This window comes from Nocardia sp. NPDC003183, assembly GCF_053590715.1.
The window spans coordinates 784,748-807,979 of sequence record NZ_JBSFTG010000001.1 but is presented as its reverse complement, the minus strand read 5'-3'; the positions used below and the strand labels follow the sequence as shown (position 1 = coordinate 807,979).

General features: G+C 64.7%; 19 protein-coding genes and 1 pseudogene. 8 read left to right on the top strand and 12 right to left on the bottom strand.

Features of this window, described 5'->3' with window-relative positions; all coding sequences use genetic code 11:
* Nucleotides 1-195: 195 nt before the first annotated feature.
* The gene (locus ACWDXS_RS03650) at nt 196-1,239 is read right to left on the bottom strand and encodes a hypothetical protein (protein WP_449961628.1); all 1,044 of its coding nucleotides are present in this window, start codon (nt 1,237-1,239) and stop codon (nt 196-198) included.
* A 419-nt stretch (nt 1,240-1,658) separates the two neighbouring features.
* Here ACWDXS_RS03650 and ACWDXS_RS03645 point away from each other — a divergent pair, with 419 nt between their 5' ends.
* Nucleotides 1,659-3,449 (top strand): hypothetical protein, encoded by a 1,791-nt coding sequence (locus ACWDXS_RS03645; protein ID WP_449961625.1) that lies wholly within the window; start codon nt 1,659-1,661, stop codon nt 3,447-3,449.
* 267 nt (nt 3,450-3,716) lie between these two features.
* Entirely contained in the window at nt 3,717-4,028 is a 312-nt protein-coding gene (locus tag ACWDXS_RS03640) for a hypothetical protein (RefSeq protein WP_449961622.1), read from the top strand.
* Nucleotides 4,029-4,279: 251 nt separating this feature from the next.
* On the opposite strand, the gene ACWDXS_RS03635 is transcribed toward ACWDXS_RS03640, so the two are convergent.
* A complete protein-coding gene (locus tag ACWDXS_RS03635) occupies nt 4,280-4,555 on the bottom strand; it encodes a hypothetical protein (RefSeq protein ID WP_449961619.1) in 276 nt (91 codons plus the stop codon).
* 19 nt (nt 4,556-4,574) lie between these two features.
* On the opposite strand from ACWDXS_RS03635, the gene ACWDXS_RS03630 reads away from it, so the two are divergent.
* Nucleotides 4,575-5,752, top strand: a protein-coding gene (locus ACWDXS_RS03630) for an IS3 family transposase (RefSeq protein ID WP_449961616.1) whose coding sequence is annotated in 2 segments (ribosomal slippage) — nt 4,575-4,859 and nt 4,862-5,752 — 1,176 coding nt in all. Because the reading frame shifts where the segments join, the coding sequence is not laid out codon by codon here.
* Here ACWDXS_RS03630 and ACWDXS_RS03625 read toward each other — a convergent pair.
* Nucleotides 5,721-6,458 carry a hypothetical protein gene (locus ACWDXS_RS03625; protein ID WP_449961613.1) on the bottom strand — a complete coding sequence of 246 codons (738 nt, stop codon included), beginning with the start codon at nt 6,456-6,458 and terminating at the stop codon, nt 5,721-5,723. The genes ACWDXS_RS03630 and ACWDXS_RS03625 overlap by 32 nt on opposite strands.
* A gap of 207 nt (nt 6,459-6,665) precedes the next feature.
* Here ACWDXS_RS03625 and ACWDXS_RS03620 point away from each other — a divergent pair, with 207 nt between their 5' ends.
* On the top strand, nt 6,666-8,657 hold the full coding sequence (locus ACWDXS_RS03620; RefSeq protein WP_449961610.1) for a competence protein CoiA family protein: 1,992 nt from the start codon (nt 6,666-6,668) through the stop codon (nt 8,655-8,657).
* A 306-nt stretch (nt 8,658-8,963) separates the two neighbouring features.
* Here the strand turns inward: ACWDXS_RS03620 and ACWDXS_RS03615 are convergent, their stop codons facing one another.
* The 3 genes from ACWDXS_RS03615 to ACWDXS_RS03605 form a co-directional block, all read right to left on the bottom strand.
* Nucleotides 8,964-9,893 carry a hypothetical protein gene (locus tag ACWDXS_RS03615; RefSeq protein ID WP_449961607.1) on the bottom strand — a complete coding sequence of 310 codons (930 nt, stop codon included), beginning with the start codon at nt 9,891-9,893 and terminating at the stop codon, nt 8,964-8,966.
* The gene (locus ACWDXS_RS03610) at nt 9,890-10,558 is read right to left on the bottom strand and encodes a hypothetical protein (protein ID WP_449961604.1); all 669 of its coding nucleotides are present in this window, start codon (nt 10,556-10,558) and stop codon (nt 9,890-9,892) included. Before ACWDXS_RS03610 ends, ACWDXS_RS03615 begins: the two co-directional genes overlap by 4 nt.
* Nucleotides 10,559-11,121: 563 nt before the next feature.
* Complete coding sequence (locus tag ACWDXS_RS03605; protein ID WP_449961601.1) at nt 11,122-11,976, bottom strand: hypothetical protein; 855 nt, start codon at nt 11,974-11,976, stop codon at nt 11,122-11,124.
* A gap of 2 nt (nt 11,977-11,978) precedes the next feature.
* On the opposite strand from ACWDXS_RS03605, the gene ACWDXS_RS03600 reads away from it, so the two are divergent.
* From ACWDXS_RS03600 to ACWDXS_RS03585, 4 genes and pseudogenes are all read left to right on the top strand, one after another.
* Nucleotides 11,979-12,419 (top strand): hypothetical protein, encoded by a 441-nt coding sequence (locus ACWDXS_RS03600; RefSeq protein ID WP_449961598.1) that lies wholly within the window; start codon nt 11,979-11,981, stop codon nt 12,417-12,419.
* A gap of 1,229 nt (nt 12,420-13,648) precedes the next feature.
* A pseudogene (locus tag ACWDXS_RS03595) lies at nt 13,649-13,846 on the top strand (transposase); the annotation flags it as partial.
* Nucleotides 13,847-13,937: 91 nt separating this feature from the next.
* Nucleotides 13,938-14,762, top strand: coding sequence for a DUF1684 domain-containing protein (locus tag ACWDXS_RS03590; protein WP_449961595.1), 825 nt, complete (start codon nt 13,938-13,940; stop codon nt 14,760-14,762).
* Nucleotides 14,759-15,802 (top strand): LLM class flavin-dependent oxidoreductase, encoded by a 1,044-nt coding sequence (locus ACWDXS_RS03585; RefSeq protein WP_449961592.1) that lies wholly within the window; start codon nt 14,759-14,761, stop codon nt 15,800-15,802. Before ACWDXS_RS03590 ends, ACWDXS_RS03585 begins: the two co-directional genes overlap by 4 nt.
* A gap of 207 nt (nt 15,803-16,009) precedes the next feature.
* On the opposite strand, the gene ACWDXS_RS03580 is transcribed toward ACWDXS_RS03585, so the two are convergent.
* The 6 genes from ACWDXS_RS03580 to ACWDXS_RS03555 form a co-directional block, all read right to left on the bottom strand.
* Nucleotides 16,010-17,047 (bottom strand): aldo/keto reductase, encoded by a 1,038-nt coding sequence (locus ACWDXS_RS03580; RefSeq protein ID WP_449961589.1) that lies wholly within the window; start codon nt 17,045-17,047, stop codon nt 16,010-16,012.
* Nucleotides 17,044-18,087, bottom strand: coding sequence for an aldo/keto reductase (locus ACWDXS_RS03575; RefSeq protein WP_449961586.1), 1,044 nt, complete (start codon nt 18,085-18,087; stop codon nt 17,044-17,046). The genes ACWDXS_RS03580 and ACWDXS_RS03575 overlap by 4 nt, the downstream gene beginning before the upstream one ends.
* A gap of 17 nt (nt 18,088-18,104) precedes the next feature.
* Complete coding sequence (locus tag ACWDXS_RS03570) at nt 18,105-19,442, bottom strand: NtaA/DmoA family FMN-dependent monooxygenase (RefSeq protein WP_449961583.1); 1,338 nt, start codon at nt 19,440-19,442, stop codon at nt 18,105-18,107.
* Nucleotides 19,442-20,782, bottom strand: coding sequence for an LLM class flavin-dependent oxidoreductase (locus ACWDXS_RS03565; RefSeq protein ID WP_449961580.1), 1,341 nt, complete (start codon nt 20,780-20,782; stop codon nt 19,442-19,444). The genes ACWDXS_RS03570 and ACWDXS_RS03565 overlap by 1 nt, the downstream gene beginning before the upstream one ends.
* Nucleotides 20,779-21,969, bottom strand: a complete 1,191-nt coding sequence (locus ACWDXS_RS03560) for an acyl-CoA dehydrogenase family protein (RefSeq protein WP_449961577.1) — start codon at nt 21,967-21,969, stop codon at nt 20,779-20,781. The genes ACWDXS_RS03565 and ACWDXS_RS03560 overlap by 4 nt, the downstream gene beginning before the upstream one ends.
* A 293-nt stretch (nt 21,970-22,262) precedes the next feature.
* Nucleotides 22,263-23,168, bottom strand: a complete 906-nt coding sequence (locus ACWDXS_RS03555; RefSeq protein ID WP_387448226.1) for a LysR family transcriptional regulator — start codon at nt 23,166-23,168, stop codon at nt 22,263-22,265.
* Nucleotides 23,169-23,232 lie beyond the last annotated feature (64 nt).

The window sequence follows — 23,232 nt, the reverse complement described above, 5'->3', positions numbered from 1 at the left end:
GACAAGACGCGCACCGCCCTACGTCGATACCTGCGAGACCGGGCCAAGCACACGCTGGCGCAGAGCCCACTCCTGGGGGTGGCATCGGCGATCAGAATTGTCGTCTGACTCGAGGTCATCCCGCCCGCATCCACCGACGCCAGCCGTGCCGCCAACGACTGCCTCAACCTGTCGACTTCATTCCGCCAGAACACCCTAGACAGTCGCTGCCGATGTATCCGGGCAGAGTGCCGCGTGGGGCCAGGCGTGGTCGACTACTGCCGTGGCCACCGCAAGGGCCTGCTCTGCCGTCTCGACGTCAGGTTCCCATCCGGCGTGTACCGCCTTGTTCCTGACGTCAGCCAGCTTGGTCGTGATCGAATTCCGACTGGCGGTCACACCTCCGATCCTGGTGAGGACCTTCACAACATCGGCGATACCCTTGCACTGCTCGAGCAGTTGATCAACGACAACGGGATCTGCTTTGGCATGTTGTCGAACCTGATATGACAGGGAAATCTCTGCACCGGTGCAAGCGTCGATGACAGCACGTCGTGTCTGTCCGGCCTTCAGCCACGACCTCGCTTCCCGCAAGTACAGCCACCCTTGCGGTGGCAACGAGCCGCTGCCAGCGAGATGCAGACACCGCGCAAGGACGGCGGAATCCGGAATGTTCACCGCTCGTGGGCGAGGCATCGCTGCCTGTGACCGCTGCTTCCACGTGAGCCGCTGTGCAGTATCACCGGGCTGGTCACCAATATGGGCAGTCAGAGTGTGTCCCCGTGTAGGCGGTCCGCCGGTTCCGCGTTGATGGCCAAGCAGATCGAGGTCGGTATAGATATCCAACCACGCTTCTAAACTCAGCCACCAATCCTTCAAGCTGAATTCGATTTCCCGACAGACACTTTCCACATCCGACTCCGACCCCGCCACCTCGAATCGGTAGGCGAGACGGGAAATCTGAGCGGTACGGCAATACTGTCCATCCCTGGTGCTGACTATCCCCCAGAATCGGCCGTCCGCTTGAACCGCGTACTCATATTGCGTGTCCGGAGCCGTGAGCATCGGCGTTATGCCGAGGAGTAGATCCTCGCCAATCCTCGGCAACAGAATCGTCACCCTATGGCCAGCGATCGCCGTCCGGAACTGTCCGCCAACGCAATCCGCCTGCACGTACAAGTTTGGGCAGTACGCGAAGGTCCCTTCGACCACCGGGACGAGTGCGTGGGACGGCAGCGCATCTGCCTCCTGTGCGGTCATGAGCTCCAGGATGTCAGAAGCGTCCGACATTCTCAGCTCAATTCCGCTCACCCACCTACCCATCGCAACCACGACGTGTGGAACACCCGCCTAGCACTTCTCGTTCCAGCACTCCCGTCCCCCACGCCGCAGCGTGTTCGGTTTCTTCGGCGACAGGGACAAAGGTTGGAGCTGAGGTCAACTGGCTCAATCTTCTCCAGGTCGACGATCACCCGAGGTTCGTACTGCCAACCCTCGACGAGGCGTTCCGGAAAACCTAGTGACACAACGATTCTGGCTACCAGACCGCCACGCCACGCGGCTATGGGCAGCCCACGGCCCACCTGCGATGGCGAGTCGGCCGGCATCGGTAGACGAGCCGTGCCTGACAAGTTGACTCAGCCGACCTCCAGGGGCGCGCGAGACATATGATCTCCCGCGTGACCGAGACCTCCGAACCGCGACTTGGCGTCGAAGCTCTGTCGGCCCTGGTCCCCACCATCATTCCCAACCCTGTGGCCGATCCGGAACTCGTGACGATCGCGGAACGCTACTGGTCGATCGACGGGTTCGCCGAAGAACTTGGGACACCGATATGGAGCGAGAAGGTCCGGGATATCGACACACAAGGGTGGGGGCAGCCCCACGCCGTCGCGGCGGCCGGGGGGCGAGCACTCGTTCCAGACCGAACGTGTTCCGGATGTGCTGGGCCGCTCAGCCTCACGTCTCGATCCGCATTCGCGCTAGTGTGCAGCGGCAATCCACCCGAGTGCGTTGAGTGCACTCCCTCGCTGCTGCGTTCGATCCGGGCGGTCATCGACCCGGCACGCAAAGCAGAACGAGACGCGGCCAGGATCAAGAGTCAAGCCACACAGGCTCGCGACAACGCGCGTGACCAGTGGCGGCAGGTCCAGCAAGTGGTCGTTGACGAGAAACACGGCGCCGTGTTCCCCTCGCCCGAACGGTCACTACCCGATGCTGGGGTGCGAGAACAGATCGCCGCGCTGGCACTACTTCGGTACGCCCCCTGCTCCGCGCCGATTGAGCCTGTCACCAGCTGGCCCGAGCCCTGGCACCCCGACTGGGACAAGGTTGGTCAGCTCCTGGGCGACTTGGTGAACGCGGACCTGGTCCGCATCGCGCCTTCTAGCCCTGCATCCGCGTTTGTCTGGGTGCACGAAAGCTTCGATGCCGCCTGGCGGATTGCCGACGGTGGCCCTGAAACGGTGCCGACACCGCAGCTCACCGGCTCCTACTATCCGACCCGCGTCTCCTACTACGTGCCCGGCGGAAGTAGTCCAGAAACCGCCGCGCAACGCCTTGACGCGCAGCTAATGAACGCTCTCGCCCCCGCTGGTATGACTACAGATCGCCGCATCGAACTGCGGGATGTGGCCGCCGAGCTCATCGCCGCTGAAGCAGTGCGCTACCTCAGCGATCAGCTCAACGAGCACAATCTGCCTGCGGTCCCTGAGAACCAGCGAGCCAGGCTACGGGCCGCGATCGAAAGACTCGTCGAGCACAGGCCCCTCGGCGAGATCTACAACCTCGTGTGGCAATCTGCCCGAGTAGCTGCCGTGTCTGCGCAGAAACATCCACGGGCGCGGCCTGCGAACATGAGTACACACGCGGTCAGCCGGTTGGAGTCCCATGCCCAGCGCGCAGTATCCGAACCTGGGTGGGAGATCAAACCGTTCAGCGAGATCTCCGGTATCGGTCACGGACTCGCGGCGATGACTCGCACGCTGTTCTACACCATTCTCGACAGCGACCCATTGCAAACAACCCCCCTGCAGATCGCCGTGGCGCTACGCGCGCCCGTGGACGAAACGTCGGTCGATGAGCCCCCCGCCCCGACCGTGCATGACGACGAACGCGCACAGACTCTCGCGTGGCTGCATGCACACCCTGCCACATGGAATCCTGCCGAGGTTCTTTCCGTCCTCGATGCCGCCGCGGCTTCACAAGAGGACGGCCCGGTATGGGTGTTCGAAGCGACCGTGACCGCGCGTGGAGCGGGCCACCTGCGTGATCTCTTCACTCAGATCGCGCCAACTGTTGGCTTGAGGAATGCGACGCTATCGGTCCTGGCCGCCACCGCTATGCTCACCGACCCGATCGTTGTCGGTGACGGTGAATCGCTCACAGCCGGGGAGGTGCTTTTCCGTCGATTGAGCTTCTGGCTTCTCAGCCAGCCCGACGATGGTGTAGAGGACGACCCTCGAATGTAAGGAAGTGGTGCGGTCAGGTATCTGGCCGCGCTGACACGGGCCAATCGTTGGAGCCCCGGCAGTTGCCAGTACGCAACTGGCACACGCAGCTGAATGTGGGCCCGGCTGCGCAAAGTGAGCTCGTGCCAAGCGAACTCGTGATCGACACCGTTCTGCCCGCCTCGCCCGCCGCAAGCCGACGATCTTGGGTGGTGTGAGCAGTGGCGTGTCCCATCCAACACTCCGACAAGAACTCGAAGACGCAGACCCGGTCGCTACTATCGCTGCATGGGCCTCAAAGTGAGTATCGATCTGTACGAGCTATCGTTCGGCGACCTCTATGACTTCGTAGATCTAGCTCGCGGTGCTGGAATCACCAATGACGTCAAAGTCACTCAGGTTCCGATCGAGAATCACGACGAGTTCTCGATCGATCGCTTCGAGGTAGAGCTACCGAGTGGCAACGTCCGCAAGGCTGTCAACCTGGCGGGCCTCGACCGTGATCATCTCGCCGACGTGCTCGAGGAGGTTATCAGTAGCGATGGCGATGCCCGAGCTGCGCTGATCGATCTGAAAGAGCTCCGCGAACGCCTGCTTTGAGCCACTCGGGCGCGACGGGTCTCGGTGCCGCCGATCATCCGCCACCACCTCTATGTTGGCCGCCGAGACTGCCACGGTCGCGTGACCACGGCGTGAGGGTTTCGTGCCAGGCCGTTCGCTTGTCGGCGTGACACGGCGTATCCGGATCGGCGGGCATCACCGAATACACACGTGCCTCGCGTGCGGGAAGATCATCTATTGCCCGCCGATCCACACCGACTGCGAGCACCAACCCGCCGTGCCGACCGGTCTCAGAGCAGGCCGAGTTGCCCGCTGGGCGCCTTGTGCGCAGCGGCAGCCAGCTCTGTGATGAAATCCCGCGGCAAGGCCAGTTCGTTCGTGTGATGCGCCATGACCCACTTCAGGGTGGCCTTGCGACGCCCGTCAGCACTGCTGGCCGACCGGAACTGGTCCGTCGCCGCCAACGAGGTCGCCAGTTCCGCCAGCCGCTCATCAAGCTGATCAACCAAGTCGATGGGGACTGCTGCACAGATCGGTGACATCTGATCTGTGGTGCCGACAGGCACTGCTGGAAGGATGTATGCCGTGCCCAAGCCCTACCCCAAAGAGTTCCGCGACGACGTCGTCCGCGTAGCTCGTAACCGAGAACCAGGTCAAAAGCTCAAGCAGATCGCCGCCGATTTCGGGATCAGCGAGTCGTGCCTGGCTGGTTGGCTCAAGCAGGCCGACGTCGAAGACGGCATAAAAACCGGAACCACGAGCGAGCAGTCCGCCGACAACGCTGAACTGCGCAAACGCATCCGGTTACTCGAGCAGGAGAACGAAGTGTTGCGCAGGGCCGCAGCCTATTTGTCGCAGGCGAACCTGCCGGGAAAATGATCTACCCGCTCGTTCGTGAGCTGGCCGCCGACGGGATTCCTGTCGCGGTGACGTGCCGGGTCCTCGATATCGCGCGCCAACCGTACTACCGGTGGCTCGCTGATCCGGTCACCGCTGCCGATCTCAAGCAGGCGTATCGGGCCAACGCCTTGTTCGATGCGCACCGCGACGACCCCGAATTCGGGTACCGATTCCTCGCCGACGAGGCCGCCGACGCGGGCCAGCTGATGGCGGCGCGGACCGCGTGGAGGATCTGCTCGACCAACAGATGGTGGAGCAGTTTCGGCAAGAAACGCGGCACCAAGAACAGTCGATCGGGCCCACCGGTTCATGACGATCTCGTCGAGCGGAGATTCGCTGCTGATGCACGAAATATGGTGTGGCTCACCGATATCACCGAACACCACACCGGTGAAGGCAAGCTATATCTTTGCGCGGTCAAGGACGTGTTCTCGAACCGGATCGTGGGCTATTCGATCGACTCGCGGATGAAGGCCCGCCTCGCTGTCGATGCCCTCGCTTCCGCCGCGGCCAGGCGAACCGCGGTCGGTGATCAGGTCGCCGGCTGCGTAGTTCACAGCGACCGAGGGTCGCAGTTTCGATCTCGAAAGTTTGTTCGCTCCTTGGGTTTACATGCGTTGGTCGGATCCATGGGACGAGTCGGCGCCTGCGGTGACAATGCGGCGATGGAATCGTTTTTCGCGTTGCTACAGAAGAACGTCCTTGACCGGCAGTCTTGGGCGACCCGCGACGAGTTGCGGATCGCGATAGTGACCTGGATCGAGCGGACCTATCACCGGCGTCGGCGTCAGGCCAGGCTCGGCAGATTGACCCCGGTCGAATACGAAGCCATCATGACCACACCAGCTCTTCGAGCTGCTTAACCGCTGTCACCTGATCGTGCAGCAGTCCCATGCGCTGCTGGTTGAGCAGACCTTGGGCCCCTTGAATGATTTCGGCGAGTCTCCATTGGTCCCCGTCCTCAAGGATCGGTGCGATAACAGGCAACGCACTAGCCGCCGCATTGTGTTCGAAGCGGGTTCGGGCGCGCCGGAACGCAGGATCACTTGCCAACGCTTCGGCCAACCGAGCAACCTCCTTGTGTTTGCTGGGACCGTCCGAGACTTCGGCGAGAAAGGAGGTGACGGCGTCGTCGATTTCTTCTAGACCGTCGGCGAACTCGGCGTCTTGGCTCCAGGAGTGCGGAAGCCCGAGGTGAACAAAACTCACATTGACCCGGCGAGTGAACCCGTTGATCCTGCGCAGCGCCAGCAGACTCAAATCACGGGCAGCACGGTCTTCTGGCTCGAACTCGAGTTGTTGAATGCACTCCACGATGGAGTCGGTCTCGATGACTTCGCGATCGAGGTACAGCGCGACGGCCCCGAGGGCCAACGCGGCCTCGACCACATCGGAGGGACTCATCGTCGAGCCAAGAGTGACTCCGCTGGCCTCGACAGTGGCGGGGGTGATGACGGCTAGCCCGTGGTTCAGGGCTGCACGTTCTAGCTCGGCGACCGATTCGCCGAGTACGTCTGCGATAGCTACATCCAACTCTGCTGCGATATCAGCAAGGTGGTCCAGTGTCATGGCGGGCACCGTAGACCTGCCCACCGACAAGTAGATCGTTCAGCGCTCCACTAGACGTTGGCGGGTATGGGCAGAGACTCGATCGATCGTCAGTCGCTGGTGGACGCGGGACTGACCCCGGACTCTGTCGGTGGGCGCTCGTAGTATCTGCGGATCAGTGCCGCGCGTTGCGGCATCTGCGCATGGATAGCGTTCGGGGGCACGTGTATGGCTCGATCTGAGGCAGGTGGGCTGCCGGGTGGGGAGGGACCTGCTGGTTTCGGCAGATCTCAACAGGCGATCAGAGAGACCTTCGCCGGGCGTTTGCGGCTGGTCGGAGACGAGCGGTGCGCATTCGGCCCCAACGAGGAACTTGTCGATATTCTCAATCCTCGCGACTTCACCCAATGGCACCGATCAGGGGACGTTCAGCGATCCCGATCGGGACTGGTGTGCCGCTGGTGTCGACAACCAGTCCACATCACCTACCGCAAAAGCGATGGTGGAGTGTGGATCTCGCACAACGCCAGCGATGATGGCGATCGGTGTGCCCGCCGAACGTCATCGGCGGGTGAAACTGCCGAGCACACGACATTGAAGTACTGGTGCCGGGATCGGCTCAAAGCTCTCGGTGCGACCGTAGCTGTCGACGAATACCAGGTCGGGGCACGCAAAACCGATGTGTACGCAGAACTGGGTTCCCGAGCGCTCGCCATTGAGGTTCAGTGGTCGTCACTATCGAGAGACGACGTCCACAGACACACCGCTGAACTGGCGGCGCGCGGATGCTCAGTGGTGTGGTTGACCTGGCACTGCACATGGCTGACCCAGGTCCCGGCCCTAGCGATCGACAAGTTTTGGCCAGACGCCACCACGGCCACTGCATTGGAGTACTCGATATCTCAGGGTCTGCTGTTCGCCAACGACAGCGGGCTCCTTGCACCCAGACGACAAAAACAGCCACTCGGGCGGTTCTTCGAACGTTGGGCACACGACGAGATGGCTTGGGGCTACCGAAAAATCAATCGAGGAGGTTGGGCGACGGTGCGGGACTGGGAACAGGAAACCAAACGGCAGACCGCCGTGATCGCAACCCACGAATCCACGATCGCGGCCCGAGATCAGCAGATCGCCGGGCTCAACACGACCATCGACCGACAAACTATCGAGTTCGCAGAGATGGCGGTCCAACACGCCGACGAGCTCATGGTGGCCCAGTCGGCGCTCGAAGAGCAACGGATCGCTAGCGACGAACTCGCTCAGCAGGCGGCGACCAATAGTGAGCTGACTGCCGCGGCGAGTACCGTCGGCCGGCTCGGGTCCGAGATGTCACGGCATCTAAGGGCACTCGAAGAGTGGCGCGATGCCGTCACCGTCCAGTTCGAACGACCCTGGCCCTTCTGGCGACGCCCCGCACTCCCGCCTCGTTCGAGGGATGAGATCGCCACGCTACGAAGACAATTCGAACGAATCAACAACTCCGATTACAGCTCGCCACATCCCATAGGCGTCGAATCCCTTAACTCTGCTGCTTCCTGGTGGGAAACAAGGCGTTGGGCAAATACCTACACCGACCAACACCAGGGTCGGGAGCGTAAACCCCGCCTGTTTCGAAGCCTGCGCGCTACACGCGCAGTCCGAGCGGAGCGTAAACGGAGTAACAAGCCCGTCCCTGTTCCACCAGTCCGGGCCATCTTGCTGCTATTGGTGGCATCCGTGGCACTGATCGGTGGTGCGGTCTTGGCCAGCGACACAGTGCTGGCCTGGAGCTTACCAGCGGCCGGGGCGGGATTCATTGCCGCTGTGATGCTGCTGATCAACCGTCGGACAGTGAAGTTGGCGGATCAGCTCGGAGGTGAGGTAACCCTGTTTCCTGGACATGGTTGTGTCGAGCTGACCAACTGGACGTACCTGCCCCGGGTCGGCGAAGGTGCGGCCAGGGCACGTAACTCCGCATACTTGGTAGTGCGGGACGTTCTTCACTGGGCTGACGAAAACGGCGTTCACCTGGCCGCTACGGCGGCGACTGAATGGCACGCCGGGCTCTATCGGTGCGTGGGATTTTCCGAGCCTCAAACCGATACCCACAAAATCCACTCCGTCGCCAGGTCTGCGGTGTGGCTACGAGGACAGAGCGCAGCGCTCATACGCCCACCAGGCTGCGGGAAGCCTGACATCCAGGCGGTTCGCGACTATCTTGACCGCGCAAGCCAACGGTAGGAGCTGGTCACGGTTCGGCCCTGATTGCTGCGGCAGCCTCGGTGTTGTGCGCACCCGGTACTCCGTTGACCGTTGACGATCGTGGGGTCAGTATCGACGGCGAGGAAGTGCACGCCGCGCTACCGCAGCGGTCTTTCGGCGGCATACGTTGAGCCTGAGAGCGTGCACGCATCCGGCACCCCGTCGCGATGAGCTGGTGAGATCGTCATGAATCCACGGTAAGCCTGTACCTAGGTACAAAGATGCAGGTCTGAAACCAACCGATCGCGGTCCTCAACATCACGCTGATTCAGGTGCATCTCATAGCTAATCGTTGCCATACTCCGGCCCGTAGTATTCCGCGACGTCGTCGTCGGTCGTGATGAACTCTGTGTCGACTCCAGCAGCCTCGATGAACTCGTAATCCGGAAGCACCAATCGGCAGGTTGAGCAACTGAAGTGCGAGGAGCTGACAGTCAGCTCTACCCAGGTCACGTAGTCATCCAGATCGCTACCGCCCCAGGCACCTTCAACTTTAGAGGCCACGATGTTGTCGCCCTCGACAGCAGCATCAGAATCTCCACACGCGGGGCAGGTTGCGGTTCCATACTTGCCCCAAAACCCGGACGAGAGGTCGCGGTCCTTCGCGAACTCGTCTGCCAAGCGGGCAGGCAGGTTTCCCGAGCGAAACTGTGCCAGCCGTTGCTTCGCCCGCTCGATCAGTGCCTGAGTACGGCTTTCGACATTCTTCTTGTTCTGAGCAAGGTGGGACTCCACTTCGTCGACCCGTGACTCACCCACCATGTCCTCAAGTGTCTTGTCTTGGGCCTGGATCAAGATCAGTGCCTGAGCCCAGAACTTCGGCCACCACGCCTCGGGTGGCAACGGTGCGAACTGAGCTGCGCCTCCATGCAAGTAGGCGTTGCGCGCGATGGTGATCTTGCCAGCTTCCGCCTCGCTGAACGGCACGAAAGCCTTGGCGCACCGACTCATTAGGGTCTTCGCTGGTACTGATGTGAATTTCGGCTGCGGAGGAGTCAAGCCGCTCGCGGCGAGGAGATTGCCTCCATCCTCGGTCGGCGAAGCGATCAGAAGTGGTGAGTGACGCGACAAAGCTGATTTTGCTAAAAGTTCAAGTGCCAGTGCGGCCCATAGGGCCCGCTCGTCGAAGGATCGCTCATCGCCGTCGTCCATCGCGTGGTTCAGGAATAGCTTGGCCTTCAGCCAGAGCGCTTGGGCGTCGTAATTGTCGCTCACGGTTTCCTCTTGAGTCGGAACGCTGCTCGAACCATCACCCGGTCGTGGTCACCGTCTGCGACTTCCGACCGCGCGTGTAGGACGGCTCGGTTATCAATCAACAGCACTTGGTTCGGCAAGCTCCACTCGAAGGTCACGGAGCCATCGAATGCTCGATTCATGGTCTGGATGGCGGTGTGAGCACGCTCATCGGCTGGTCGCATGCATCCGGGATCGTAGCGCCACCGCCCTACTTCCACGTCATATGCAGTTGCCAGAAAGGTGTCTGTGCCAGCGTCAACGGTGAACAGGCCGTGTTCGAACTCCTCGCACGGATACTGCGGCTTCCAGAGCTTGGTGGGTGTGGAGTTCGGTTGTGGCGCAGCGAGTATGACAACGTCAGGTGGCTGACGAAGGTGGGCGCCGTCGGTGTGCAGAGGCTGGGCACCGAGGCCGTAGACCGCGCTCAACGACCGCGAGGGAGCCTGCTGAGCAGTAACAGGTCGCAACTCGCTGAGATTTTCTTCCCCGCGTCTGTTCGGCACTTCCTCCCAGGCAAGGATCGTTGAGGCGGCGACAAGGTCCTCGATAGCGCCTACCCACGTTGCCCAGCCTTGTTTCTCGGCTATTTGCCAAAGATCGGCGAGCACCGGTGCGAAGTGAAGCTGCGCTCTGGTCGGTTGCACTGTCTGTCATCCTTCTGGCGACGTCCTCGGCCCCACACTTTGGAACTCGTAGAACGCTACAACCCATGCCGCGCGGCTAACTCGGCAACAGCAGAACTACGCCGATGGAGCCGCCTCGCGCCAGGGGAGCACAAGAAATTGAAACGGGAACGGTCTCCATCGCTTGGCGAGCCACTGCCCACCGACGGCAGGCGTGGGCCCATCCGACCGCGCGGGGCGTCGCGGACTGCGGGAGACTTCGCCGCGCTCGATCACGAAGCTCAACAGCAAGTCGCGAACGACCCCGAAGGCCCGTACGTTCATGCCACCCAGATCCACCAGTGCGGAGATGCGCAGGAGACATCTACGTCAGCCCAGGGTAAACCCTGCTTCGATCACTAGCTGTCCGACGCAATTCCCCAGGTCGCGCCCGTTCCCATCTTTGGTGTGCCCCGCCGGTGAGTCGAACCTGTGCGCCCGGATTCTTCCCTGACGTTTTGGAGCCGCTTCCGGGCCGATGCTCAAGTCACCGTCGGCAAGTCGTCGCCACGCAGCCAGCTTCGGAGCCCGGCTGCCCCAAGCCGCTACAGGCCGTCCCGCCAGCGGATTCCGAGGGACCATGCGAGTCGTTCTGCCCTTACACGGCGACTGGAATCTATGCCCTCCGCGCTCGGTTCGAACGACAGACGAGGCCGGAACTGCTCCGCCCTTCTGAATTCCTGTTGTTCGGCGACAGCGTTGGCGTAAGCAGCCATGAGAGCGTCGCGTACGTCTTCCTCTGGTCGGAGCTCGTAGACGAAGTTCAGCAACTGCTGGCGATTTGGCATCGTCTCGGCTGCCATCCAGCCGGGCAGGCCCGTTCGTGTCGACTCCGATTCGAACATTTCCGGGGTAACGCCCGCGCTGTGCACGCAGGACCAAATGCAGTGCGCGAGTGTGAGACGCCGGGTGTAGTTCTCGATCGCCACATCGCTGTTGTCGAGGGCGTCTATGAACTGGAGGTAGGGCTTCTGGGGTGGCTCAGCGACTGGGCTGCGCGCAGTCGCCGCAGCGCGTGTCCGGTCCAACTTGGTGGAGGGCGGCGGACCGGTCGGCAGCACGACCGGTGGCTTCTCCCTGCGGATCGGTGGTGCCTCATGGTCAGCCGGGCCCTCTTGAAAGTTGCGCTCTTCGTGAACGCCCAGACTCCACAGTCCCATGACCGTGTCCACCTCGGGCTGGCCCGCAAGTGCCTGGACCAGCGCCTCGGTCATCGCACGCGAGGGCATCCGTGGGCCGGTCAGCGCCTTGTAGACGCTCTGATGGGAGTACCCGGCCAACTTCCCCAGCTCGCTGGTGGACTTGTCTCCGCGCTCGGTTACCAATCGCTGCAAGTACAAGAAGAACGACAGCCGGGCACCTGCGGGTACATCGGGCTTCCTGAGTCGACGCTTCGCCATCGATGACCTATCACTATGTTTTCAACTTCACATCTGCTTCACATCAGTTCTCTCACACCAGTTCAGCAGACCACGTGAGGACAGTTTGCCTGGGGAAAGTCGTTGCTGCCAAGCTCGTTTCACCTCGATCGCCGGATACTCAACTGCCATCCTGCGACATAAACAGACCCAAGGTACGAAAACAGGAGGTCGCAGTGTCCCGCCGTTCCCCGCAGGCCAAGAAGCCGAAGCCTGAAACCGTCAAGAAGGATTTGCAGACTTTGCCTGCACCGGTACCGATGTCTTGGACGGCAGCCACGGTCGACCTTCTCGCGCTGGTGCTCATCTTGACCGCGCTTGTCGCCCTTGTGGTGTACGGCAACGCCAGTGCCGCAATGATTGCCGCCGTGGGAGCCGCCACCGCCGTGGCACTTCGAGCTTGGCACAGCCGACGTAGCGCCTAGCCCCCGTCAGTGATCGGCGGCGCGCCGAGTCGATAACCCAGAACGACCCGCTAATAGATCTTGGTAACGACTGGCTGCACATCGATATCCGTCGAGGTAATTGAGCCTCCCGGGTCGGTGCGCTCAGCTAGGGTCCGGGAAGGTCAGAGCTGGCGCCCTGCTTCTCGTTCGATCGTGGTAGTGGCGAGGTGTGACGGGAGGCCACGCCCCTCGCTCCGTGGCCGCAGCGAGGGCGCACGGTGTGATAGCGGTCCGAGCCACTCCGTCGTCGGAGCGGGGCCATGGCTCCGAATTCCTTGGCTCCACAGCGATAGCAACCTAGGCCCGGTTGCGTGGCACCGTAAGCGACCTCCCGGACCTTGCGCCACTAGCCATCCCGCTCGGGTCTCGGATGACGTCATCCAGCCGAACCTCGGCGACCTTGACGGACTAGGTTGCCATGACCCAATTTTCCACCAGGTGCCGCTCACGACCACCAGATGACGAGGCGGCCGGATCGGCCGCGCAAGGCACGGCAGACAGGGAGCGGGGAGACGACGGCGACGACGACACTCCGAGAGGCGGCATAGCGGATGAATCGTGCCCAGCAGGTGCTGATGACCGCACCGCACTTGTCATCAATCCTGCTATTTAATAGCTGACATCGACCAACGACGTTCGACTACGCCAACACTAGTAGCTGATATCACACACCGCGCTTGGCATGATTCCGGCATATCCACAGATCAATGGCCTAACACCGCCAACAGGTCCAACGCTGCCCGCTCTTGACAACGACACCAACTAGAAGATAGGCCCGGGTGAGTACATAAAGTTACCCATGTACTCCCGTTATTAGCCTAGACCGTCGTGGCTCGGGACCCTGACGATCCAGCCAACGGCAATGTCGGGGCGTCAAGGCAGAATCTCAACTGTGCCGACGATCAACAATCTCCCATCCCGGCCAACGGGCTACCAGCTTCCATCGCCGGTGTTTCTACGATTTTTCTACGATTTTCAGACGGGTTTGCACAGGAGCTTCCGGGAAGCGGTGGGTAGCTTCGGGGCCACCAGATAGTCATCTACCTGCGGAAACAGGGAAATCCTGGGAAGAGTCGGGAACCTGCGGAAACGCTGTGCCGACTTCATGACCAACAAAGCCCATAACCACCGCTGACCTAGTGATCGTCGGGGTCCACCCCTCTTTCGACTCCTTGATGCCGCGGAAGCGTCGGCGTCCCTTCCGCTCTCGGACATTTTCCAAACGCGCCGACGACGTGCTCGCCTACTTCGATCGGCCCGGCACGAGCAACGGTCCGGCTGAGGCGATCAACGGCAGGCTCGAGCGCGTGCGCGGCTCTGCGCTCGGGTGGTTCCGCAACCTCACCAACTACATCGCCAGGTCCCTGCTCGGAGCCGGCGGGTTCAGACGGCGGCTACACCCCTGATTGTGAAGAGCTGTTTTGGGTTGTGGGTGACTTGTGTTCGGGTTGAGCGCAATTCTGTTCGTGGGCGGTGGTGTCGGGTTGTATCGATGCCATGGCAACACAGGAAACCCCGGTCGCCGAGGTAGACAGCTTCACCGCCGAATGGCAGCAATGGCACCGTCAACAGGAGGCGCGACTGGCTGACCGGCACGGATTCCTGGCCATCACGAACCTGCACTGGCTCACCGAAACCCCGGAGCGGTTCACCGACGCGCCCGGCACCTGGTCCACCGGTGCCGACGGTGTGGTCGTGGTCCTCGATGAGGGCGAGGAATTGGTCGTCGAGGGGACACCGGTGCACGGCCGTTACGCGTTCGGCGCGATCGCCGAGCGCGACGGGGTGAACGCGGTGTGGGGTGACGCGGTGATCGAGGTCGCGCGCCGTGGTGGCAACGACATCGTTCGCCCTCGGCATCCGAACAACCAGTTGCGCACCGCGTTTCGGGGCACACCCGCGTTCGCGCCGGACCCGAAGTGGGTGGTGACGGGTCGCTACGTTCGGTTCGAGCAGCCGCGACCGACCACCGTCGGCGCCTCGGTTGAAGGGCTCGAGCATGTCTACGACGCACCGGGACAGGTCGAGTTCGACATCGACGGTCAGCCGCTGCGGCTGACCGCGTTCCCCGGCCGGAATCCCGGCGACCTGTCGGTGCTGTTCACCGATACCACTTCCGGAGTCACCACCTACGCCGCGAATCGCATTGTGCAGGTGTCGACTCCGGCGCCCGACGGCACTGTCGTGCTCGATTTCAATCGGGCGGTCAACCTGCCGTGCGCCTACACCGATCTCGCGACCTGCCCGCTGCCGCCCGCCGAGAACAGGCTCCCGATCGCGGTCGAGGCGGGGGAAAAGATCCCGTACGAGCGCCAGGGATGAGCGCACCGCAGATCAGCACGCTGGCGTTCCTGACGCCGGGCAACTACCTCGACGACGATCCGTACACCGGGCTCGAGGACACGCTGCAGCTGTTCGAATACGGTGAGCGCCTCGGCTTCGACGGTGCGTGGATCCGGCAGCGTCATCTCGAGCACGGCGTGGGTTCGGCGGCGGTCTTCCTGGCCGCCGCCGCCCAGCGCACCAGCCGAGTAGAGCTGGGCGCCGCGGTCATTCCGATCGGCTACGAGAGCCCGTTCCGGCTGGCCGAGGACCTGTCGCTGGCCGATGTGCTGTCACAGGGCCGACTACAGCCCGGTTTCAGCGCGGGCACCCCGCCGCACGCCGACCTCATCGGTGATCTGGTCTTCGATGGCGACTGGCGCAGCTTCGACCTGTCCTACGGCCGCGTGGCCCGTCTGCTCGAGAACCTGCGTGGCGACTATCTCGGCGACGCCGACACCGTCATCCACTCGCCGGGCAACACTCAGCGTCCCCGTCTGCAGCCGCACAGCCCCGGCCTCGCCGATCGTGTGTGGTACGGCGGCGGGAGCGTCCGATCCGTGCACTGGACCGCGGAGAACGGACTGAACCTGCTCAGCGGCAACATCGTTTTCGGTGACGCCAGTGACGATTTCACCACCTCCCAGCTGACCCTGATCGCGGACTACCGCCGCCTGATCGACCCGGCTCGACCCGCCCGCGTGGCGGTCGGACGTGTGATCGTGCCGTTCGACAGCGCCGACCCTGCGACCCGCGAGCGCTACCGTGCCTACGCCGCGAGCCGCCACGATCGCACTCTCGGCCCGCAAGGTGAACGCCGAATTCTGTTCGCGCCGGACATCGTCGGCACCGCGGAGCAGATCCTGGAACAGCTGCGAGCTGACCCGGTGCTCGCGCAGACCTCGGAGCTGCGCCTGGAACTGCCCTACGAATTCCACCGTGAGGATTACGAGCAGATCCTGCACGACACCGTGCACCTGATCGCTCCCGAACTGGGCTGGAAACCGACGTTCACGAACGCGGCGAGTACGTCGGCGTGACCAGCCGCTCGGTGCATCGCCGAGCGTAGGAGCGAGCACAACACCGGTTGGGAGCGAGCACAACACCGGCACGGCCTCGATCCGCGCCGATGGATCGCGACGGTGATCCCGTGTGCCGGGCGGCGAACAATCAACCGAAGTCGCTGCCGCCACCCGGAAATCGCTGAGGAAGAGGGATTACGTCTCCCTCAGCGATCACTGGATGGGCTAGGCGGCGCGTCTGCGCAGGGCGGGGTCGGCCAGCGCGTCGGGGATCTTGCCGGTGTCACGGTCGGCGAAGATCGTGCCGGGTGGGACTATCTCGTCGATGCGGTCGAGGATCTCCTCGCTCAGGACGACATCGACCGCACCCAGATAGGCATCGAGGTGTTCGCCGGTACGCGGGCCGATGATGGCTGCGGTGACATCGGGGTGGGCGAGCACGAAACCGATCGCGAGCTGGATGAGCGTGAGCCCTGATTCCTCGGCGAGGACGGCGAGCGCGTCGGCGGCGGCGAGTTTGGCCGCGTTGGCGGGTGCGTCGATGTCGAATCGACCCGGGATCAGTTCGGCCCGATGCGAACTCGGTTGAGGTGCGCCGAGGCGGTACTCACCGGAGAGCCACCCCGCGGCGAGCGGGCCGTAAGTGATGACGCCGAGTCCGTACTTGCGGGCGATCGGCAGGGTCTCGCGTTCGATGCCGCGAATCAGCGGTGAATACGGAACCTGTTCGGCAGCAGAGCGATTGGCCTTGGTCCGGTCGGCGATCCACTGGGCTTCGACCAGTTCGCCGGGCGAGAAGACCGAGGTGCCGTAGTAGCGGATCTTGCCCGCGCGGACGAGGTCGTCGAGAGCGGCGACGGTGTCTTCGAGTGCGGTCACCGATTCAGGGCGGTGCACCTGGTAGAGGTCGAGGTGGTCGGTGTCGAGGCGACGCAGCGAGTCCTCGACGGCACGGACGATCCAGCGCCGGGAGTTGCCCCGGTGGGTGGGGTCGTCGTCGACGGCGTTGTGGAACTTGCTGGCCAGGATCACCTGGTCGCGACGGTCGCGCAGCGCCTTCCCGACGATGATCTCGGATTCGCCCCGCGAATAGGTGTCGGCGGTGTCGATGATGTTGATTCCGGCGTCCAGCGCCCGATGGATCAGCGCGATCGATTCTTCGTGGGTGGTGCCGCCACGGGAACCGAAGTTCATGGTGCCGAGCACATACGGGCTCACCCGGACGCCGGTTCGGCCGAGCAGGCGCAGGTCGGACAGGCTCATCGGGTGGCTCCGATCGTGGTGCGGCGGCGGACGGCCGCGTCGGTGAGTGAGGGCGGCAGGTAGCCCTCGTCGGCGGGGCTGAGTGTGGTTCCGGGCGCGACGATCTCGTCGATGCGGTCGAGCACCTCGGTGCTCAGCCGCACGTCGACGGCGCCGAGCTGGGTCTCGAGGTGGGCCAGGGTGCGCGGCCCGATGATGACGGTGCTCACCGCCGGATGCTGGAGCACGAACGCCAGCGACAGATGCACCAGCGAAATGCCCGCTTCGTCGGCGAGTTTCGCCAGTTCCTCGGCGGCGGCGCGCTTGCGCTGGTTGGCGACCAGTTCGGGGTCGTGCCGGTGCGGCTGCCGGGCGAGCCTGCTCGACTCGGGCGCGGTCTCCCCCGCCCGGTAGCGGCCGGAGAGCCAGCCGCCCGCGAGCGGACTCCAGGTGAGCACGCCCAGGCCGTGCCGTTCGGCGATCGGCATGGTGGCGCGTTCGGCGCCGCGAGCCAGGATCGAGTACGGCGGCTGTTCGGTGACCGGACGCGCCAGGTTGCGGTCCTGAGCCACCCATTGCGCCTCGACCAGCTGATGCGGTTCGAAGGTGGTGGTGCCGTAGTAGCGAATCTTGCCCGCGCGCACCAGATCGTCCAGCGCCCGCAGCGTCTCCTCGAGTGGAACATCGGGGTCGGGGCGGTGTACCTGGTAGAGATCGAGGTGGTCGGTGCCGAGGCGGCGCAGCGAGTCCTCGACGGCACGGATGATCCAGCGCCGGGAGTTGCCGCGACTGTTCGGGTCGGTGCCGATCTGGCCGTGGAACTTGCTGGCGAGGACCACCTCGTCGCGGCGCCCACGCAGGGCCTTCCCGACGATCTGTTCGTTCTCCCCCTGGGAGTACACGTCGGCGGTGTCGACGACGTTGATGCCCGCGTCCAGGGCGCGGTGGATGATCGTCGCCGCGTCGTCGTGGTCGGGGTTGGCCCAGGCGCCGAAGTTCATGGCGCCCAGCGTGAGTGGGCTCACCAGTACGCCGGTGCGGCCGAGGTGTCGCAGTGTCATGGAGTGGGTTGTCACTTTCAGGTTGTGGAAACGGTTTCGCGGGCAAAGGAGTTCGCGGGTTCGGACAGGCCGAGGTGACCGCGCAGGGTGGTGTGTTCGTACTCGCGACGGAAGAGCCTGCGCTTGCGCAGTTCGGGCACGACCTGGTCGACGAAGTCGGTGAGGTAGCCGGGCAGGACGGCCGGGATGATGGTGAAGCCGTCGATGCCCGCGTTGCGGTGCCACAGCTCGATGTGGTCGGCGACCGTCTGCGGTGTCCCGATCACCACGCGGTGCCCGCCCAGGAACTCGGTGAGCAATTGCCGCACGGTGTGGCCGGTTTCGAGCGCGTAGCCGGTGAGGGAGGCGAAGAAGCCCTGCGGTCCGATCCGGTCGGCGGGCAGCGTGGTGAGCTGGTGCGGCAGCGGGGAGTCGAGGTCGAGGTCGACGTCGGGATAGCCCAGCCAGCGGGCGAACTGGCGCACCGGAGCGCTGTCGGGATGCAGCCGCCCCTGCAACTCGTCGAACCGTGCGCGGGCCTCGGCTTCGGTGGACCCGATCACCGGGACCAGGCCGGGAAGGATCCGGATCGCGTCGCCGTCGCGGCCGGAAGCCACCGCTGCCGAGCGGATCTCGGCCGAGAAGCTACGCGCGGCCGACAGGCTGAGCTGGGTCGTGTAGATCGCCTCGGCGTGGGCGGCCGCGAAGGCCCGGCCCTGCGGGGAGGCTCCGGCCTGCACGAGAACCGGGCGGCCCTGCGGGGAGCGCAGCACATTCAGCGGCCCGGCGACGGAGTAGAACTCGCCCCGGTGATCCACCGCGTGTACCCGATCCGGATCGGCGAAGACACCGGCTTCCTGGTCGCCGATCAGCGCGTCGGATTCCCAACTGTCCCACAGCTTCTCGGTCAGCGAAACGTACTCGGCGGCACGCCGGTACCGTTCGTCGCGCTCGGGCAGCTCGGCGATGCCGAAGTTGCGGGCGGCGTTCGGTTCGAACGTGGTGACCACATTCCAGCCCGCTCGGCCCCCGCTCACGTGGTCGAGCGAGAGGATCCGCCGGGCCAGGTTGTAGGGCAGGTTCAGCGAGGTGGTCGCGGTGGGGATCAGCCCGATGCGCTCGGTCGTCACGGCCAGCGCCGAGCTGAGCAGGATCGGATCGAGCGTGGCGGCGGGCGCTCGGGCGATGCCGGGCTGCTGCACCGGGATGTCCGGGAACAGCAGGCCGTCGAGTCCGCCGCGTTCGGCCTCGGCCGCGACCCGCTGGTAGTGCGAGAGCTGGATGAACGCGTCGGCGGGCAGGGTCGGTTCGAGCCAGGCGGCCGGGTGATAGCCGGCGCTGCCGACGTTGACGAGGAAATGCAGTCTGCGTGCCATCAGGCAGCCCCTTCTGCGATGGTGCCCCGGTAGGTGGGGACGGGCAGGCCGAGGTGACCGCGCAAGGTGGTCGCCTCGTAGTCGGTGCGGAACACGCCGCGCTCGCGCAGAATCGGCACGACACCGTCGACGAAGTCGTCGAAGCCGCCGGGCAGCACATCGGGCATCAGGTTGAAGCCGTCGGCGATGCCCGCCTCGACCCAGTCGATGATCGCGTCGGCGACCTGTTCCGGTGTGCCGGTGACGATGCGGTGGCCCGCGCCGCCGCCGAGGCGCCGCAGCAGCTGACGCACCGTCAGGTTCTCGCGCCGGGCCAGGCCCACGGCGATCTTGTAGAAGGTCTGTGACCCGCCCGCCTCGTCGGGGTCGGCCAGCAGGTGCCACGGGAGCGGGCCGTCGAGGGTGAGATCGTCACGGTCGACGCCGAGCTGGGTGGCGAGCCGATCGAGCGCGTAGTCCGGTGGCACGAGTTCGGCCAGCAGTTCACGGCGCTGGGCGGCCTCGGCTTCGGTGGAACCGAGCACGGTGGACAGGCCGGGCAGGATCAGCACGTCCTCGGCCCTGCGCCCGTAGCCGACGGCACGCGCCTTCACGTCGCGGTAGTACTCCCCCGCCTCGTCCGCGGTCTGGGCGGCGGTGAAGATCACCTCGCCGACCCGGGCGGCCAGTGCCCGGCCGTCTTTCGACGCACCGGCCTGCACGACCACCGGTTCGCCCTGCGGCGAGCGCGGAACATTCAGCGGACCGGCCACGTCGAAGTGCGGGCCGTGGTGGTCGACGGCGTGGATGCGGGTGTAGTCGGCGAAGCGGTGTGTGGCTTTGTCGCCGATCAGCGCGTCGGGCTCCCAGCTGTTCCAGAGCGCGCGCACCACCTCGACGAATTCGGCGGCGCGTTCGTAGCGGGCGGCGTGGGCCGGTTCGGCGTCGAAGCCGAAGTTGCGCGCCGCGTCGACACCGGCGGTGGTGACCACGTTCCAGCCGGTGCGACCGCCGCTGAGCAGGTCGAGCGAGGCGAAGCGGCGGGCGACGTCGTAGGGGTCGTTGTAGCTCGACGACAGGGTGGCGATGAGGCCGACGCGCTCGGTGGCCGCGGCGACGGCGGCCAGGATCACGGTCGGTTCGAGGCTGTTGAACGGCCGGTACCGGATGTCCTCGCGGATGGCGGGCCCGTCGGCGAGGAAGATCGCGTCGAACTTGGCTTCCTCGGCGCGCTGGGCGATGCGCACGTAGTGGTCGAGGGTGAAACTCGCGGCGGGGTCGGTGCCGGGGAAGCGCCACGAGCCGCCGAACACGCCGGCGTTGAGAATGTTGACGTTGAGGTGGACCTGTCGGCGGGTCACGGCTGTTCCTCCTTGGCACGGCCCGCCGCCAGCGCGGCGCGACCGAGGTCGGCGAGTACGAAATCGCTCTGTGGGAAGTGGATTCGCCCGACCATGGCGTCGCGATGGTGGCGTTCGAGCGGATGTCGCCGGTCGAGGCCGGGGTTACCGGTCAGGTCGAGCGCGGATTCGGTGACCCGGATGGCGGTCGAGGTGGCCACGTGTTTGGCCAGTGCGGGCAGGCGCCCGTGCTCGTCGTCGGCCAGGCTCGCCACGCCCTGGCGCACCAGTGCGCGGCTGGTCTGGATCCAGGCTTCGATCTCACCCACACGGTCGTGGAAACGCGGCACGGTGGCCAGCGAATCACCCAGTGCGGTGGGCACTCTGGTGTGCAGGTAGCGCACCAGCCAGTCCCGTGCGGCGATCGCGACGCCGTTGTAGTTCGCGGCCAGGAGCAGGGGCAGCGATTGGCGCCCGGCTCGGCGAATCTTGGCGGTGCCGCCGTTGGGGTCACGCAGGTCGACGAGCCTGGCCTCGGCGACGACCGTGCCGTCGAAGACCACCGACTGGGTGTCGGAAGCGCGCAGGCCCAGGTGATTCCAGGTCGGTTCGACGTGCCAGTCGGTGGCGGTGCGGTCGAGCAGGAAGGTCGCCACACGCGGGCTCGGTTCGGCGGTGCTGGTGGTGACGGTGAACCAGCTCAGCCCGGAAATGCCGGTGGCGTAGGCCTTCTCACCGTCGATGCGCCAGCCCCCCGACGGCAGCCGGGTGGCGGTGGTGGCCGGAATGCCGCCTCGGGAGAGGCTGCCCAGTTCGCGTTCGACGGCGAGCCCGTTGATCAGCGCGCCGTCCGTCGCGGCCGAGCGCAGCACCAGTTCCTTCAGTTCGGCGGGCCACGGGCTGTCGTCGCGGAGCAGGCTCAGATGGTTGGTGTAGTTCCACTGCAGGATCAGTCCGACCGACGGGTCGGCGGCGCCGACGCGTTCGATCACCTCGACCGCCTCGGCGAGACCCGCTCCGAGACCGCCGTATTCCACCGGAACCGTGAGCGCGGGCGCGCCGATCGCGCGCAGCGCCTCGAAGGCGGCGAACGGAAAGGCCCCCGCCCGGTCGTGTTCGGCGGCGCGATCGGCGATCAGTGCGAGCGCGTCGGCGAACGCGTCCTCGTCGAGACCGTGCACGGTGTGTGCTGGTGCCACAGCGGTCATGCGGGTGTCACTCTCCTGGTCGCGTCACGACCGCTCGGCGGCGGTCGAACGCAGATCTGTGCGGCGCACCGGAATTCACCGGAAAAGGAATCGGGGCGCGATGAAGTGGATCGTCGAAATCAGCGACGACAGGGCGGAGCCGTGGCGGCGGCCTCGATCCGGATATTCGGCAATTCCACGAGACCTCCTTTCCACGTTCGGTCTCCGCAATCCAGTATCGGAACCTCCGATGTCACCGAACAAGACAGCCGGTCTACCGGATTCGTTCAGTTTTTCTCGATCGTCGACCGGGATCAGGACGCCAACTGCTCGGGCGCCGCGATGGCGCGCAGCATGCGTATGGCCGCGGCGACAGCGGGCCTTTCCAGGGAGGCTTGCCGGTAGGTCACGCCGACCTGGCGCGACCCGTTGGCGATGGTGCAGGCGATCAGGTGCCGGTACTCCGGTGGTACCGACATCTCCGGTACCACCGCCACGCCCAGCCCGTGGTCGACGATCTCGGCCATCCCGGCGAAGGTGCCGCTGCGATGCTCGATCCGCGGGGCGAACCCGGCCTCACGGCAGGCGTACATCACCGACACGATCGACGGCGCGCCGTCGCGGGCGGCGATCCAGTCGGCGTCACGCACCGCGGACAAGCCCTGCTGGCGGGCCCGTTCCCGCAGGCCGGGTGGGGCGAGCAGCACGAGCGGATCGTCGAACAGGTACTCCGAGGACAGCCCGAGCGGCAGATCCCGAGCCCGGAACGAGTACGAATAGGTGATCGCGATGTCGACCTCCTGCTGGCGGACCGCGGGCACCGCGTCCACCGGAATCAGGTCGACCACCTGCACCCGAAGGCCGGGGTTCTCGTTCATCAGTCTCGCCGCGGCGGGCAGCGCGAGCCGGGTCTGCGCGGTGCGGAAGGTGGCCAGGGTGAGTACACCGGTGATGGCCTCGGCGGTGGCGGCCACCGCGCTCTCGGCTTCCTCGAGCGCGGTGATGATCCGCGAGGTGTAGTCCACCAGCACCCGACCCGCGTGGGTCAGGCGCAACACCCGGCCTTCACGGCGGGTGAGCACCGCGCCCACTTCCTCTTCGAGAATGCGCAACTGTTGCGAGACCGCCGAGGTAGTGATCCCGTGCAATTCCGATACGGCGGTCATGGTGGTTCGCTCGGCGAGATCGCGCAACAGGACAAGGCGTCGAATGTCGTACATGAATTCCTCGCTTCGACCGGTTGGCGTCCGGATTCGCCCATCATCCGCAGTAGCGACATTCCAG

What these genes read in the sequence shown, in the direction of transcription:
- ACWDXS_RS03650 (WP_449961628.1), bottom strand. Translation starts at nt 1,239, where the DNA reads ATGACCGCACAGGAGGCAGATGCGCTGCCGTCCCACGCACTCGTCCCG.
- ACWDXS_RS03640 (WP_449961622.1), top strand. Translation starts at nt 3,717, where the DNA reads ATGGGCCTCAAAGTGAGTATCGATCTGTACGAGCTATCGTTCGGCGAC.
- ACWDXS_RS03625 (WP_449961613.1), bottom strand. Translation starts at nt 6,458, where the DNA reads ATGACACTGGACCACCTTGCTGATATCGCAGCAGAGTTGGATGTAGCT.
- ACWDXS_RS03620 (WP_449961610.1), top strand. Translation starts at nt 6,666, where the DNA reads ATGGCTCGATCTGAGGCAGGTGGGCTGCCGGGTGGGGAGGGACCTGCT.
- ACWDXS_RS03605 (WP_449961601.1), bottom strand. Translation starts at nt 11,976, where the DNA reads ATGGCGAAGCGTCGACTCAGGAAGCCCGATGTACCCGCAGGTGCCCGG.
- ACWDXS_RS03600 (WP_449961598.1), top strand. Translation starts at nt 11,979, where the DNA reads ATGACCTATCACTATGTTTTCAACTTCACATCTGCTTCACATCAGTTC.
- ACWDXS_RS03590 (WP_449961595.1), top strand. Translation starts at nt 13,938, where the DNA reads ATGGCAACACAGGAAACCCCGGTCGCCGAGGTAGACAGCTTCACCGCC.
- ACWDXS_RS03585 (WP_449961592.1), top strand. Translation starts at nt 14,759, where the DNA reads ATGAGCGCACCGCAGATCAGCACGCTGGCGTTCCTGACGCCGGGCAAC.
- ACWDXS_RS03580 (WP_449961589.1), bottom strand. Translation starts at nt 17,047, where the DNA reads ATGAGCCTGTCCGACCTGCGCCTGCTCGGCCGAACCGGCGTCCGGGTG.
- ACWDXS_RS03575 (WP_449961586.1), bottom strand. Translation starts at nt 18,087, where the DNA reads ATGACACTGCGACACCTCGGCCGCACCGGCGTACTGGTGAGCCCACTC.
- ACWDXS_RS03570 (WP_449961583.1), bottom strand. Translation starts at nt 19,442, where the DNA reads ATGGCACGCAGACTGCATTTCCTCGTCAACGTCGGCAGCGCCGGCTAT.
- ACWDXS_RS03560 (WP_449961577.1), bottom strand. Translation starts at nt 21,969, where the DNA reads ATGACCGCTGTGGCACCAGCACACACCGTGCACGGTCTCGACGAGGAC.
- ACWDXS_RS03555 (WP_387448226.1), bottom strand. Translation starts at nt 23,168, where the DNA reads ATGTACGACATTCGACGCCTTGTCCTGTTGCGCGATCTCGCCGAGCGA.